Raw genomic sequence first — 14,766 nt, 5'->3', positions numbered from 1 at the left:
GCCGGTCAGCCGGACGCCCCCACAGGTTGCCGCACCTCCGCCGTCTCCAGCCGCTCAGCCGTCCGCTCCGCCGTCCTGCGGGCCCAGCGGCCGCTGGTCAGGAGGCCGAGGACGAGGACGGCGGCGCCGCACGCGGCGAGGATCCACCAGCCGGGGCGGGCGGCGGAGACGAAGGTGTCGCGGTAGGGGGACGAGCCGATGCCCGCGGCCAGGACCGCGCCGATGACGGCGACGCCGAGGGTCTGGCCGAGCTGGCGGCTGGTGGAGGCGACCGCCGCCGCGACGCCCGCCTGGGCGCGGGGCATGCCGGAGACGGCGGTGTTGGTGATGGGGGCGTTGACGAAGCCGAAGCCGACGCCGAAGAGGACGTAGCCGAGGAGGAGGGTGACGTCGGAGGTCTCGGCCTCGAACAGGGCGAAGAGCAGGCCGCTCAGCGTCATCGCCGTGCCCGCGATCAGCAGCGGAAGCCGCGGGCCCCGGCTGCCGACCAGCCGTCCGGACAGCGGGGCGCACACCAGGGTCGGCACCGCCATGGGCAGCATCCACAGGCCGGCGTGCAGGGCGTCGAGTCCGCGTACGTTCTGCAGGTACAGCGTGGACAGGAAGAGGAACCCGCCCAGCGCGGCGAAGGCGCTCACCGCCGTCATGGTCGCGCCGCTGAACGGCGCCGAACGGAAGAAACGCAGGTCGATGAGGGGTTCGGCGCGGCGGGGTTCGTAGAGGAGGAGGGCCAGCAGGGCGGCGACGGCCAGCGCGGCGAAGGGGAGCACCTCGGCGGGGCTCGCTTGAGGGGCCTCGATGATCGCGTAGGTCAGTGAGCCGAACAGGGCGATCACCAGGCCCTGGCCGACCGGGTCCGGGCGACGCGGCCGGGGCGCGCGGGACTCGGGGACGAAGCGGAGGGTGAGCAGCAGGGCGGCGAGGCCGACCGGCAGGTTGACCCAGAAGATCGAGCGCCAGCCGACCGACTCCACCAGCAGTCCGCCCGCCAGCGGACCGGCGGCCATGGAGATGCCGATCACCGCACCCCACATGCCTATGGCCCGCGCCCGTTCGCGCGGGTCGGTGAAGGTGTTGGTGATGATCGACATGGCGACCGGGTTGAGCATGGAGCCGCCGACCGCCTGGACCATGCGGAACACCACGAGCAGTTCCAGGTCCGGCGCGAGCGAGCACAGCAGGGAACCGGCGGTGAAGATCACCAGTCCCGCCATGAAGACCCGTCTGCGGCCGATCCGGTCCGCCGTGGACCCCGCCAGCATCAGCAGCGAGGCCAGTACCAGCGTGTAGGCGTCGATCGTCCACTGGAGACCGGAGGTGGTGGCGTGCAGCTCGCGCTGCATTGAGGGCAGTGCGACGTTCAGGGCGGTGTTGTCCAGGCTCACGATCAGCAGGCTCATGCAGCAGATCGACAGGACCAGCATCCGCCGCCGGTGACTCGGCTCGGGCATGCGTCCCATCGTACGCGCTTCGATAGTGCGGCTAACTAATGACCCCTACATGATCCTTGGCCCGCCCGTACCCGATGCCTCCCTCAGGGAAGGGGCACCGCCGGGGTGAGGGAGAATGGACGGCGCCCATGCCGTACATCCGTCCCGGAGCCCCCTGATGACCCAGCCGCTTTCCATCGGCCCGCACGCCGTGGTGCCGCCCGTCGTGCTCGCACCCATGGCCGGGATCACCAACGCCCCCTTCCGCACCCTGTGCCGGGAGTTCAGCGGGGGCAAGGGGCTGTTCGTCAGCGAGATGATCACCACGCGGGCGCTGGTCGAGCGCAACGAGAAGACCATGCAGCTCATCCGGTTCGACAAGACCGAGAAGCCGCGCTCGATCCAGTTGTACGGCGTCGACCCGGCCACCGTCGGCAAGGCCGTCCGCATGATCGCGGAAGAGGGCCTGGCCGACCACATCGACCTGAACTTCGGCTGCCCGGTGCCCAAGGTCACCCGTAAGGGAGGCGGCTCCGCGCTGCCGTTCAAGCGGAACCTGCTGCGGGCCATCCTGCGCGAGGCCGTCTCCGGCGCGGGCGACCTGCCGGTCACCATGAAGATGCGCAAGGGCATCGACGACGACCACATCACCTACCTCGACGCCGGCCGCATCGCCGTCGAGGAGGGCGTCACCGCCATCGCCCTGCACGGCCGCACCGCCGCCCAGCACTACGGCGGCACCGCCGACTGGAGCGCCATCGCCCGGCTGAAGGAGCACGTCCCGGAGATCCCGGTGCTCGGCAACGGTGACATCTGGTCCGCCGACGACGCGCTGCGGATGGTCCGCGAGACCGGCTGCGACGGCGTGGTCGTGGGCCGCGGCTGCCTCGGCCGGCCCTGGCTCTTCGCCGACCTGGTCGCCGCCTTCGAGGGCCGCGACGACTTCCAGCGGCCGGTGCTGCGCCAGGTCGCCGACGTGATGGTCCGGCACGCCACGCTGCTCGGTGAGTGGCTCGGCGACGAGGCACGCGGTGTCATCGACTTCCGCAAGCACGTCGCCTGGTACCTCAAGGGCTTCGCGGTCGGCTCCGAGATGCGCAAGCGGCTCGCCGTCACCTCCTCGCTGGAGGAACTGCGGGCCGGCCTGGACGAGCTGGACCTCGGCCAGGCGTGGCCGGCCGGCGCCGACGGTCCGCGCGGGCGCACCTCCGGCAACAACCGGGTGGTCCTGCCGGACGGCTGGCTGAAGGACCCGTACGACTGCGCGGGCATCGGTGAGGACGCCGAGCTGGACACCTCCGGCGGCTGAACGACCACGGGGCCGGCCCCTGGGGGCCGGCCCTCTGGGGCCTCTCGTCCGGATCACGCCGGGCTCGCGAGGCGCGGCACCGGACCCCGCTCCCTGGTCCGGCCTGATCCGAACGAAAGACCCTAGCCCTTCTTCGGGTGCGGCGTGGAGCCGTACGCGGTCAGGAAGCGGTCGCGGAAGAGGTTCATCTTCCACACCGGCGCGTCGTGCGCGGGACGCAGGCCGTCCGACCAGCCCCAGGCGGCGATCCTGTCGAGAACCTTCGGGTCCTTGGCGACGATCGAGACCGGTACGTCCCTGCTGGCGTGGTTGCCGCTGACGCGTGCGATGGGCTGGTGGTCGCCGAGGAATACCAGCACGGTGTCCTTGGAGCCGTAGCGCTCCAGCCACTCGGTGAGCGCGGTGACCGAGTACTGGATCGACTTGCCGTACTCCTGGCGGGACTTGGTGGTGTCCGCGATCACGTCGGCCGGCTTGTTGCCCGCCGCCTCGATGCCCTTGAAGACCGAGCCGTCGCCCAGCTCGTCCCAGCCGACCATCTTCGGGATCGGCCCCCAGGGCTGGTGGCTGGACGTCAGGATGACCTCCGACATCATCGGCTTGTCGTGCTTCCTGCCGTGCACCCGCCGCTGGAACTGCTCCAGGGTGTACTGGTCCGGCATCGTGGACCAGCTGAACTTCGGTCCCTTGTAGCCGAGTTCGAAGGCGTTGTAGACCCTGTCCAGTCCGAAGAAGCTCTGCTCGGGCCAACCCTTCTGGACACCCGGCATCACGCCGACCGTGTCCCAGGCGCCGGACTTCTTGAACACCTTGGTCAGGCTGAGGTGGTCGCTCGCCATCACCGTGCGGTAGCGCTGCTGGTTGCTCACCCAGAGCCCGGACAGGCTGGTGGAGTGGCCGAGCCAGCTGCTGCCGCCGTACGTCGCCGAGGTCAGCCAGCCGCTCCTGGCGTGGTAACCCGCCTTCTTCAGCGCCTCGGTGCGCACGGCGAGGGTCCTGTCCACGCCGGGCGCCATGATCGGGTCCTCGATCGCGCTGCGTCCGTAGCTCTCGATGAAGGTGAAGATCATGTCCTTGCCGCGCAGATCCGGCACGAGCTGGTCGGGCGGGGTCGCGCCGAACGCGTCCACCCTGGCGATCTTCCGGAACTCCGCCTCGTCCTTCAGCGTGTCGGACACCCGCTCGGTCTGGCTCCGCAGGGTGACGGCGGCGCTGTCGGCGGCGAGCGGCACGCCCGCGAGCTGCACCCCGAAGGAGGAGCAGGTGATCCAGACGACCCCCGCGATCAGCGTCCCCCGGGTCGCGGTGGCCGAGTGCCGGGCGAGGACGTCGCTGAGGCGCACGACGGCGTAGGCCAGCGCGGCGAACAGCAGCAGTACGAGGACGATCACACCGGCGGTCGCGGCGAGGGTGGCCGTCCGGCCGAGCGAGTCCTCCAGGTAGGACCGGGCGTCGCCCAGCAGGCTCCAGTCCAGCACCAGGTTGAAGGTCCGGCCCAGGTACTGCTTGAAGCCCATGTCCAGCCAGTTGAGCACCGTCAGCGCCGCGAGCGCGACACCACTGGCCGCGGCGAGCGCGATCCTGGGCCTTCGGGGCAGTGCGAGCAGGATGGCCGCGCCGACGACGGCCTCTCCGGGCAGCCGGAAGAACGTGGCGGGGCCGATGCCGACGACGGTCGCGGGCATCACCAGGGTGCAGACGACCAGGACCGCGGCGAGGACGGTGAGGGTCCGGGACAGGACGCGGGTGCCCCGGGGGTGCTCCGCCCGCCAGCGGGACAGGCGGCTGAAGCGGATTGGCCCGGTGGGGGCGCCGGGGGTGCGCTCGGGAGCGGGGTCCGCCTCGGAACCGGTCCCGGGGACGGTCCGCGCGTCGGGCGCGGTGGCCGCCTCCGCGGCGAGGGCGGCCTCCGGGGTGCCCTTCGTGCGGGGTGCGTGACTCGCCCCCGCCTCCGGGGCGGAGCCAGGGACGGTCTGGGGGCCGCCCTCGGGGCCGGCGCCCGCCTCCGAGTCCCCTGCGCCCACGGGCCCGCCCGGCGTCCCGGGCCCGGCAACCGCATCCGGAGCGCCCCCGGAGTGCGTCTCGGCCCCGTGAGTCCTCGCCTCCGATGCCCCGGCCCCCTCGCCGGCCCCCCGGTCACCGCTCTTCCCATGCTCCACGAGGATCTCCACCCCGCCGCCGGGAGCACCCCCCGGCGCGTCGGGTGACGTATGCGTGTTCTTGTGCTGAGGCAACCCGGAGGTCCTTCCGCGCGAGGCCGGTGACGACGGAGGCGGCGGGCCACGCCGGGGAGGCTGGTACGGCCGTTGCGGGCCGGTCCGCCTGGCCCGCCGCCCTTCCGTACGGTCCGCCGCGGGCCGGTGTTCACGGCCCACGGCAAATACCGGGCAAACGCCCGGTCAAGGCCGCCCTCACGAGCCCCCGACCGCGGTGAGCAGGGCGAGCGGCGCGGCAGCCGAACGGGACTCCCGCACACACGCGTGCGGGTACGGTACCGGCTCGGGGTGAGTGTCACGGCCGTAACCCGCCAGCACTTCGGGCAGCCGGTGCCCGGCGCTCGCCGCCGCGTCCACCAGGCCGCGGGCCACCGCCCGGGCCTCGTCGTGCAGTCCGTAGCGGGCGAGGCCGAGCGCGATCAGCGCGTTGTCGTGCGGCCAGACCGAGCCCCGGTGGTAGGAGAGCGGGTGGTAGGCGGCCTGGCCGGCGGCGAGCGTACGGACGCCCCAGCCGGAGAAGAAGTCCGGCTCCAGCAGCCGGCGTCCGACGGCCTCCCCGTACTCCTTGTCCAGCAGCCCCGACCACAGCAGGTGCCCGGCGTCCGAGGCGAGCGCGTCCATCCGGTTGCCGTCGCCGTCCAGCGCGAGGGCCGGGAAGGACTGCCCGGGAAGCCAGAAGTCCTGCTGGAAGCGGTCGCGCAGACCGGCCGCCGCCTGCTCCAGCAGCGCCGCGTACGTCACGTCGTTCCACACCGTGCGCGCCAGCCACGCCGTACGGCGCAGCGCGTCGTACGCGTACCCCTGCGCGCCGGCCGCCATCACCGCGCCGCCCGGCCGGGTGCCGTCGGCGTGGCAGATGGCGCCGGGGGAGTCCTTCCAGTTCTGGTTGGCGAGGCCGCCCTCGTCGGCGCGGTAGACGAGGTAGCCGCGCGCGCCGAGCCCGCCGTGGTCCAGCATCCAGCCGACCGCCGCCCGGGCGTGTCCCTCGAGCCGGCGCGCCAGGGCGGTTTCCCCGGTGTGCTCGGTGTAGGCGCCGAGCAGGACCAGGAAGAGCGGGGTGGCGTCGACCGAGCCGTAGTACCGCCCGTAGGGCACCTGCCCGAAGTGGGCCAGCTCGCCGTGCCGGACCTCGTGCACGATCTTGCCCGGCTGGGCGACCGGGGAGGCGCTGCCGGCGGTGGCCTGGGCGGCGGCCAGCGCGGGCAGCGTGGCGGCGGCCAGCCGCGGGCGGTACGGCAGCGCGAACAGCGAGGTGAGCAGGGCGTCCCGGCCGAGCAGCGTGAGGAACCAGGGCGCACCCCCGGCCGGCACCCGCAGCCCCTCCCCGTCCGGACCCCGCGCCGGCACCTGGAGCGCGGCCAGGTCGGACAGCCCCCGCACACAGGCGGCCGCCAGCCCCGGCCACGCGGTGGGGAAGGCGACGCCCTCCATGAACTCCGCCTCCGCGGAACGGAGTTCATCGGAGGCGGTGGCGGGGGAGTGGGGGACGCGCACCGCGTGCCGGTCACCGTGCGGGCGGGCCACCACGCGCAGCAGCAGCTCCGCCTCGCCGTGCGGGGCGAGTTCGAGCGTCCAGACCAGCCGCCGGGCGCCGGTGCCGGTCTCCTCCACCGCCTCTGGTGCCGGCTCGGCGGTGATGGTCGTACAGGACCGCCACTCACCGCGCCGGTACCCGAACTCGATCCCGTCGTCCAGGACCTGGCGGCTGCGCACGGCACCCGGCTTGACGTAGGTGCGGTGGTCCGAACGCAGCTCGAACTGGTCGGTGAAGTCCGCGTCGACGGTGAGCGCGAGCCGTACCGCGGTCGCTGTCGGGAGATTGCCGGTGATGCGCACCGACTCCACGAACGAGCTGTCGCTGACGGCCTGTTCCCGCCACAGGGTGTAGGCGGGCGGCTCCTGGCGCCCGCCGCGCGGCACCAGCACACAGCGTGCCGTGTCGCCCTCCCCGACCGGTTTCAGCACCTCCGGCACCGAGCCGTCCACGGTGAGCTGCCAGCGGCTCAGGTGCCGTGCGTCGCGCACGAAGAGCCCCTCCACCCGGCCGCCGCCGCGCACCCCGCTGATGTCGCCCCGGTCGCCCACTTCGGCGAACGTGGCTCCCCGTACGAGCAGTCGGCTCATCTCCGGTCCCCTCCCTCTTCCTCTGTCCCCAAGGCACCGTTCACGTCGTGCAGCAGGTCCAGCGTCAGCGCCGCGGTCCAGCCGAATCCCGGTGCCCCGCACGCCTCGCCGGTGTCCGGGTCGACGTACTCCGCGAACCCGGAGCCCCCGGCCGCGCTCAGAAAGGCGGTGCGCAGGGCGTCGGCCGCCGCCTTCTCACCCCGGGCCCGCAGCCCGCGCTCCACCAGCCAGGCGGTGTTGAACCACGCCGGGCCGCGCCAGTAACGGCTCGACTCGAAGGCCGGCCCGCGCAGGTCGTAACTGGGTACGAGCCCGGTGCGCGCCGCGAAGTGCGGACCGCGCAGGGTCCCCGCCAGCGCGCCGGTCACCTCGCGGGGGAGACCGGGCAGCAGCAGCGGGACCAGGCCCGACACGCTCCGCTCGCGGATCACACCGCCGCGCAGGTCCCGGCACAGGAACATCCCGGACGCGTCGTCCCACAGCCGCTCCACCAGCGCCGCGGTCAGCCGCCGGGCGCGGGCGTGCCGGGCGGCGCCGGAAGAGCCCAGCTCGGCGGCGATACGGGCGAGCGCGTGCTCGGAAGCGATCAGCAGGGCGTTGAAGGACGGGTCCTCCACCGCGAACTCCCCGTCCCCGTCCGCGTAGGCGCCGTCCCGGTAGGCGGACGCCAGGCGCACGTACCGGCCGTAGTCCAGATCGGTCGGCCGGTCCCCGGGAGCGCCGTGGTCGAGGTCGGCACGGCGGAAGGAACGGGCCGGGGCCGGGGTGACGCGGGCCAACGGGCCGTCCCAGCAGGGGCTGTTGTCCATGCCCTGCTCCCACGGGTGCACCACCGACACCAGCCCGCCCCCGCCCAGGTCCCGGTGGCGCAGCAGATAGCGGTGCCAGGCGGCCAGCCGGGGATACACCCGCGCCAGGAAACCGCGCGCCCACGACAGGCCGGGGTCGGCCCGGTGCACCAGCCAGGCGGCCAGCGCGTGCACGGGTGGCTGCACGATGCCGGACGTCTGTACGGTGCGCGGGGCGCCCGCGGCCCGGCCGGCGGAGGAGGAGCGCCAGAAGTCGGGGCTCGGGAAGTAGGCGTCGAGCGGCACGGAGGGGGAGAAGACGATGTGCGGCACCCGCCCGTCCCCCCACTGCGCCGCGAGCAGCGTCTCCAGTTCCGTCTGCGCCCGCGGCGGCGACAGATGCCGCAACCCGATGGCGATGAACGCCGAGTCCCAGGACCACTGGTGCGGGTACAGGCTCCGGGAGGGGACCGTCGAGGTGCCCGTCCAGTTGGCCGCCAGCACGCGGGCGGCCCTGACGTGCAGTGATGCGGCCGAGGGCGCGGGGGAGAGCGGGTCGTACGCGATCTGGCGCCCGGTGACACGGGCTGTGAGCTGGGCAGTGCGATCCACTCGGGACTCCCCGAAGACGTCCGGACGACCTGGTTCGGCTGTGTCTATCGCAGGGTTACGTCTGGTTAACACGCAAAACTCAATATGTAATGCAAACTTGAGGAACACAAGGGGGTGGCATGACCGGAACGTCCGGCAGGACGGCCAGGGGCGGCGCTCAGACGAGCGCCGGTGACCTGCTCGACCTGGTGCGCAGCGGACGGGCCGTCACGCGCGGCGCGCTCCAGCAGATGACCGGCCTCTCCCGTGCCACGGTCGGCCAGCGCCTGGACCGGCTGTTCCGGGTGGGCTGGCTGCGCGAGGGCGCGAGCGGTCCGGTCGGCTCCCCGCTCGGCGGCCGCCCCGCCGTCACCCTGGAGTTCGACGGCTCGCACGCCGTGGTGCTCGCCGCCGACCTGGACACCCGGCACGCCCGCGCGGCCCTGCTCACCCTGACCGGCGAGATCCTCGCCGAACGCCACGGCGCCCTGGTGGTCGAGGACGGCCCCGAGGCGGTCCTGGACGGGCTGGCCCGCTGGTTCGCCGCGCTGCTCACCGAGACCGGCCACGCCCCGGAGGCGGTCTGCGGGATCGGCCTCGGCGTGCCGGGCCCGGTCGACAGCGGGAGCGGGAGGGTGGTCCAGCCGCCGATGATGCCCGGCTGGGACGGCTACGACACGAGGGGCCGCCTCTCCCGCGCCTTCACCGAGCACACCGGCGCCGGGCCGGTCCCGGTACTGGTCGACAACGACGCCGACCTGATGGCGTACGGGGAGCAGCGCACCGGATACCCGGACTGCCGGGCGTTCGTACTGGTCAAGGTCAGTACCGGTATCGGCGCCGGGGTCGTGGTGGACGGCGCGCTGTACCGGGGCGTGGACGGCGGCGCGGGCGACCTCGGCCACATCCGGGTCGGTACCGAGGCACTGTGCCGCTGCGGCTCGTACGGCTGTCTCGCGGCCGTCGCCAGCGGCGGCGCGGTGGCCCGGAGGCTGACGGACGCGGGCGTGCCGGCGGCGTCCGGCTCGGACGTACGGGACCTGCTGGCCGCCGGGCATCCCGAGGCGGCGGCCCTGGCGCGGGACGCCGGACGCCGGGTCGGCGACGTGCTGGCGACCGTCGTGACCCTGCTCAACCCCGGCGTGCTGATGATCGCGGGCGATCTCGCCGGGACGCCCTTCCTGACCGGGGTGCGCGAACTGCTCTACCAGCGGGCACTGCCCCGCTCCACCGCCCACCTCGAGGTCGTCACCGCGAGGCTGGGGGAGCGGGCGGGGCTGATCGGCGCGGGCGCGCTGGTCGTGGAGCATCTGTACGCCCCGGATCGGGTCGAGGAACGGCTCGCCGCGCTCGGTGTGTGACGCCCCGGTCTCCGGTCCGGACCGGGGTCCGCATGGTGAAATCCGGCGCCGTGTGGCAGCGTGATTCTCGCCACCCTTGATAAGGGTCGCGCTCAGATGAGCGGATCTTGAGCGGCTGCACTTCTCCAAGGGGTGGCACTCGGTGCCATCCTGTCGGCGTTCATTGATCGAAATCAAGCGTGCCGATCGTCGCTCACATGAGCAGGTTGTGGCGTTACCGCACGTCCGTCCGTTCAAGAAATGAACACTCGCGTGGCCCTGACGTTGCCTTGTCTTTGCCTGAGATCCTGTGGCAGACGGCTGGTTACAGGCTTATGACGCACGACTGGACGTACCGAGACGCCTTCGATCTGGGTATGTTCCTCGCCGTCAGGGCAGCCACCGTGGCCTCAAGGAGTCGAGACCCGTGTCGGAAAACAAAGAGCCTCACGTAGCGAAGTTCGTCTACGACTTCACCGAGGGCAACAAGGACCTCAAGGACCTGCTCGGTGGCAAGGGTGCCAACCTCGCCGAGATGACCAACCTCGGGCTGCCGGTCCCTCCCGGCTTCACCATCACCACCGAGGCGTGCAAGGTCTACCTCGACAGCGGCGAGGAGCCCCCGGCACTGCGTGACGAGGTGAGCGCGCACCTCGAGGCGCTCGAGCAGCGGATGGGCAAGAAGCTCGGCCAGGCCGACGACCCGCTGCTGGTCTCCGTGCGCTCGGGCGCCAAGTTCTCCATGCCCGGCATGATGGACACCGTCCTGAACATCGGCCTCTCCGACAAGTCGGTGAAGGGCCTGGCCAAGCAGGCCGGCGACGAGCGCTTCGCGTGGGACTCCTACCGGCGCCTCATCCAGATGTTCGGCAAGACCGTCCTCGGCGTCGACGGCGAGCTGTTCGAGGACGCGCTGGAGAAGGCCAAGGAGGCCAAGGGCGTCCAGGTCGACACCGAGCTGGACGCGGCCGACCTGAAGAAGCTGGTCACCGCCTTCAAGAAGACCGTCAGGACCGAGGCCGGCCGCGACTTCCCGCAGGACCCGCGCGAGCAGATGGACCTCGCCATCCACGCGGTCTTCGACTCCTGGAACACCGATCGCGCCAAGCTCTACCGCCGCCAGGAGCGCATCCCGGGCGACCTGGGCACCGCGGTCAACGTCTGCTCCATGGTGTTCGGCAACCTGGGCCCCGACTCCGGCACCGGCGTCGCCTTCACCCGCGACCCCGCCTCCGGGCACCAGGGCGTCTACGGCGACTACCTCCAGAACGCCCAGGGCGAGGACGTGGTCGCGGGCATCCGCAACACCGTGCCGCTCGCCGAGCTGGAGAACATCGACAAGGCGTCCTACGACCAGCTCATGCAGATCATGGAGACGCTGGAGAACCACTACAAGGATCTCTGCGACATCGAGTTCACCATCGAGCGCGGCAAGCTGTGGATGCTCCAGACCCGCGTCGGCAAGCGCACCGCGGGCGCGGCGTTCCGTATCGCCACCCAGCTCGTGGACCAGGGTCTGATCGACGAGACCGAGGCGCTCCAGCGGGTGACCGGCGCGCAGCTGGCGCAGCTCATGTTCCCCCGCTTCGACGAGGACGCGCGGGCCGAGCAGGTCGGGCGGGGCATCGCGGCCTCGCCGGGCGCGGCGGTCGGCAAGGCGGTCTTCGACTCGTACACCGCCGTCAAGTGGTCCCGTTCGGGTGAGAAGGTCATCCTGGTGCGCCGGGAGACCAACCCCGACGACCTGGACGGCATGATCGCCGCCGAGGGCATCCTCACCTCGCGCGGCGGCAAGACCTCCCACGCGGCCGTGGTCGCGCGCGGCATGGGCAAGACCTGTGTCTGCGGCGCTGAGGAACTGGAGGTCGACACCAAGCGACGCCGGATGATCGTGCCCGGCGGGCACGTGGTGGAGGAGGGCGACGTCATCTCCATCGACGGCTCCTCCGGCAAGGTGTACCTCGGCGAGGTGCCGGTGGTCCCCTCGCCCGTGGTGGAGTACTTCGAGGGCCGGATGCACCCGGGCGCCGACGACGCCGACGAACTGGTCGAGGCCGTGCACCGGATGATGGCCTTCGCCGACCGCAAGCGCCGGCTGCGGGTCCGTGCCAACGCGGACAACGCCGAGGACGCGCTGCGGGCGCGGCGGTTCGGGGCGCAGGGCATCGGGCTGTGCCGCACCGAGCACATGTTCCTCGGGGACCGGCGTGAGCTGGTGGAGCGCCTGATCCTGGCCGACACCGGGGCGGAGCGCGAGGAGTCGCTGAAGCAGCTGCTCCCGCTCCAGAAGCAGGACTTCGTGGAGCTGTTCGAGGCGATGGACGGCCTGCCGGTGACGGTACGCCTGCTCGACCCCCCGCTGCACGAGTTCCTGCCCGACATCACCGAGCTGTCGGTCCGCGTGGCCCTCGCCGAGTCCCGGCAGGAGCCGCACGAGAACGAACTCCGGCTGCTGCAGGCGGTGCACCGGCTGCACGAGCAGAACCCGATGCTGGGTCTGCGCGGTGTGCGTCTCGGACTGGTGATTCCGGGTCTGTTCACCATGCAGGTCCGCGCCATCGCGGAGGCGGCCGCCGAGCGCAGGAACGCCAAGGGCGACCCGCGCGCCGAGATCATGATCCCGCTGGTCGGCACGGTCCAGGAGCTGGAGATCGTCCGCGAGGAGGCCGACCAGGTCATCGCGGAGGTCGAGGCGGCGACGGGTACGAAGCTGAAGCTGGCGATCGGCACGATGATCGAGCTGCCCCGCGCCGCGCTGACCGCCGGTCAGATCGCCGAGGCCGCCGAGTTCTTCTCCTTCGGCACGAACGACCTCACCCAGACGGTGTGGGGCTTCAGCCGGGACGACGTGGAGGCATCCTTCTTCACGGCGTACCTGGAGAAGGGCATCTTCGGCGTCAGCCCGTTCGAGACGATCGACAAGGACGGAGTGGGCTCGCTGGTCAAGTCGGCCGCCGCGGCGGGCCGTGCGACCCGTCCGGACCTCAAGCTCGGCGTCTGCGGCGAGCACGGCGGCGACCCGGAGTCCGTCCACTTCTTCCACGAGGTTGGCCTGGACTACGTCTCCTGCTCCCCGTTCCGCATCCCGGTGGCCCGCCTGGAAGCCGGCCGCGCGGCGACGGAGTCCACGGGCAGCGACCACCGCTGAGCCCCGGAGCCCTTCGCCGGTCCCCGACCCTCACCACCGATCGCCGACGGGCTCCGGCACCAAAAGAGAGGCGGCACCCTGTGCGGGGGTGCCGCCTCTTCGGGCATGGGTGAGGCCTGTCCGGCTACGGCACCGAACATGCCGGATGGTGTTTGCCGGCGTGCTGAAACCGCGCGGAGCTGTTGTGCCCTCGATGTGCCCTGGCGGGTCCGGCGCCGGGTCGTCGAAGGCCCCATGTCCTGGCCGGCCGGCCGCGGCAGTCTCGGCCGCCGCTACGCCCCCCTGCGACCACCTGGCCCTGCTCGGCCTCGCCGCAGCCCTCTGCTGCTGCGGACGAATCCGTCAACTGACCACGTGGGCAGGGTCTGTGTAGGCTGCGGGCATGAAGATCACGCTGGGGGCGGTCGTGGCCGGACTGGTCTTCGGGTCGCTCACGTCCGTCACCAACGTCCTGTCCTCTCCGTACGGGGAGATCGGGGCCCGCGTCGCCGGAAGTGCTGTGGGGGAGACCAGCAGGGTGCTCAGCTTTCTGCTCGACGCGGGATGGGCCTGGGCGGCTCTGGCGGTGACGGTCGGCTGGGCGGCCGTCACACCGGGCCGAGGGGCTCTTTGCGGAGTGGCGGCGCTGACGAGCGCGACGGTGTCGTACTACGTCGTGGATCACTATCTGTGGGACGCGGGCAGCGACATGCTCTTCTGGCTGCTCTTCGGAGTTCCAGCCGGACCGGTCCTGGGCTGGGTGGGTTCCCTGATCAGACGGCCCGGCTGGACCGGACTGTGCGCCGCACTGGTCGTCCCCGTCGGAGCCGCCGTGCAGATGGCGGTTCTGCCACCCGGTGCGGGTCTGATCGACGCGGACCCCGCCACGGTGGCGGCGGGGATCGTCTGGACGGGGGCGGCGCTGAGTGCTGCCGTCGCTCTTCACCGGTTCTGGCGTCAGCGGTCCGCCAACGAATCCGCGGGTGGATACAGCCGGCCCGGCTCCTGAACTCAGGCACTTCGCCCGGGGGTGGCACACCGCCGCGTCGTCCTCCTCGTGCTCGTCCCGCGCCGCCGGCCGCCGGGCCGGGCTTCGGCCCTCAGGTGCCGTGTGCGCCCGTCAGGTGTGCGAACACCACCACGTTCCCCTGGTACCCCGTCGACCTGGAGTACCCGCCTCCGCAGGTGATCACCCGGAGTTCCGGGCGGGTCGAGGCGCCGTAGACCCTCTCGTCGGGGAAGTTCCTCGCGGAGTACACCTCCACCGCGTCCACCGTGAAGACGGCCGTCGTGGCGTCCTCGCGGTCCACCTCGATCGTGGCGCCGCGCCTGAGGGCGCCGAGGTCGTAGAAGACGGCGGGGCCCTGGGTGTTGTCGACGTGGCCGGCGACGACGGCGGTGCCGGTGTCGCCGGGGGTGGTGCCGGCCTCGTACCAGCCGGCGAGGTTCTTCTCGGCGGGGGGAGGGGCGTCGAGGCTGCCGGAGGAGGTCAGGGAGAGGCCCGTCAGGGGAGCGTTCACCCGGATCGCGGGGATGCGGATACGGGTGGGCGGGGACGCCGTCAGCGGTGGGGCGGCGCCGCGTCCGCCACCCGGATCGGGACGGCCCTCGGCGGCGGACGGCTGCGGGGGTGAACCGGTACCGGTACCGAGCAGCCAGACACCGGTACCGAGCGCGAACGCCGTGACGGCGGCTATGGCGGTGTCGCCGATCCTGCGCATGGGAACCCCTTCCCGGAGACGACCCTTGGGGAAGGCCCGCCCCCTAGGGGTCACGAGGGGCATCGGACCCTTAGGGGGCGGGGCTTCGCGGTACCGGCGACGGACAGCGGAGGGTGTCCG

9 protein-coding genes are annotated in these 14,766 nt (G+C 72.2%); 4 read left to right on the top strand and 5 right to left on the bottom strand.

Going from position 1 to position 14,766, the window contains the following annotated elements:
- Positions 1-5: 5 nt before the first annotated feature.
- Positions 6-1,451, bottom strand: a complete 1,446-nt coding sequence (locus ACWCV3_RS26465; protein WP_451229046.1) for an MFS transporter — start codon at positions 1,449-1,451, stop codon at positions 6-8.
- 157 nt (positions 1,452-1,608) lie between these two features.
- On the opposite strand from ACWCV3_RS26465, the gene dusB reads away from it, so the two are divergent.
- Positions 1,609-2,739: a tRNA dihydrouridine synthase DusB gene (gene dusB, locus ACWCV3_RS26460; protein WP_451229043.1), complete on the top strand. Its 1,131-nt coding sequence runs from the start codon at positions 1,609-1,611 to the stop codon at positions 2,737-2,739.
- 122 nt (positions 2,740-2,861) lie between these two features.
- On the opposite strand, the gene ACWCV3_RS26455 is transcribed toward dusB, so the two are convergent.
- The 3 genes from ACWCV3_RS26455 to ACWCV3_RS26445 all read right to left on the bottom strand — a co-directional run bounded on the left by ACWCV3_RS26455 (position 2,862) and on the right by ACWCV3_RS26445 (position 8,479).
- Positions 2,862-4,763, bottom strand: coding sequence for a CDP-alcohol phosphatidyltransferase (locus ACWCV3_RS26455; RefSeq protein ID WP_451229040.1), 1,902 nt, complete (start codon positions 4,761-4,763; stop codon positions 2,862-2,864).
- A gap of 387 nt (positions 4,764-5,150) precedes the next feature.
- Complete coding sequence (locus tag ACWCV3_RS26450; RefSeq protein ID WP_451229037.1) at positions 5,151-7,079, bottom strand: amylo-alpha-1,6-glucosidase; 1,929 nt, start codon at positions 7,077-7,079, stop codon at positions 5,151-5,153.
- Positions 7,076-8,479 carry an MGH1-like glycoside hydrolase domain-containing protein gene (locus ACWCV3_RS26445; protein WP_451229035.1) on the bottom strand — a complete coding sequence of 468 codons (1,404 nt, stop codon included), beginning with the start codon at positions 8,477-8,479 and terminating at the stop codon, positions 7,076-7,078. The genes ACWCV3_RS26450 and ACWCV3_RS26445 overlap by 4 nt, the downstream gene beginning before the upstream one ends.
- A 119-nt stretch (positions 8,480-8,598) precedes the next feature.
- Here ACWCV3_RS26445 and ACWCV3_RS26440 point away from each other — a divergent pair, with 119 nt between their 5' ends.
- From ACWCV3_RS26440 to ACWCV3_RS26430, 3 genes are all read left to right on the top strand, one after another.
- Positions 8,599-9,819 (top strand): ROK family protein, encoded by a 1,221-nt coding sequence (locus tag ACWCV3_RS26440; RefSeq protein ID WP_451229032.1) that lies wholly within the window; start codon positions 8,599-8,601, stop codon positions 9,817-9,819.
- A gap of 406 nt (positions 9,820-10,225) precedes the next feature.
- Complete coding sequence (gene ppdK / locus ACWCV3_RS26435) at positions 10,226-12,946, top strand: pyruvate, phosphate dikinase (protein WP_451229029.1); 2,721 nt, start codon at positions 10,226-10,228, stop codon at positions 12,944-12,946.
- A 382-nt stretch (positions 12,947-13,328) separates the two neighbouring features.
- On the top strand, positions 13,329-13,934 hold the full coding sequence (locus ACWCV3_RS26430) for a DUF6518 family protein (protein WP_451229026.1): 606 nt from the start codon (positions 13,329-13,331) through the stop codon (positions 13,932-13,934).
- Between the two features lie 91 nt (positions 13,935-14,025).
- Here ACWCV3_RS26430 and ACWCV3_RS26425 read toward each other — a convergent pair whose 3' ends face one another.
- Positions 14,026-14,646 (bottom strand): class F sortase, encoded by a 621-nt coding sequence (locus ACWCV3_RS26425; protein ID WP_451229023.1) that lies wholly within the window; start codon positions 14,644-14,646, stop codon positions 14,026-14,028.
- Positions 14,647-14,766 lie beyond the last annotated feature (120 nt).

The organism is Streptomyces sp. NPDC001781 (assembly GCF_053596035.1).
Note: the sequence above shows the minus strand (reverse complement) of the source record. Positions and strands in the feature narration are given on the sequence as shown.

Coding starts and splice junctions, on each gene's coding strand:
- ACWCV3_RS26440 (WP_451229032.1), top strand. CDS start 8,599: ATGACCGGAACGTCCGGCAGGACGGCCAGGGGCGGCGCTCAGACGAGC.
- ACWCV3_RS26450 (WP_451229037.1), bottom strand. CDS start 7,079: ATGAGCCGACTGCTCGTACGGGGAGCCACGTTCGCCGAAGTGGGCGAC.
- ACWCV3_RS26425 (WP_451229023.1), bottom strand. CDS start 14,646: ATGCGCAGGATCGGCGACACCGCCATAGCCGCCGTCACGGCGTTCGCG.
- dusB (WP_451229043.1), top strand. CDS start 1,609: ATGACCCAGCCGCTTTCCATCGGCCCGCACGCCGTGGTGCCGCCCGTC.
- ACWCV3_RS26430 (WP_451229026.1), top strand. CDS start 13,329: ATGAAGATCACGCTGGGGGCGGTCGTGGCCGGACTGGTCTTCGGGTCG.
- ACWCV3_RS26465 (WP_451229046.1), bottom strand. CDS start 1,451: ATGCCCGAGCCGAGTCACCGGCGGCGGATGCTGGTCCTGTCGATCTGC.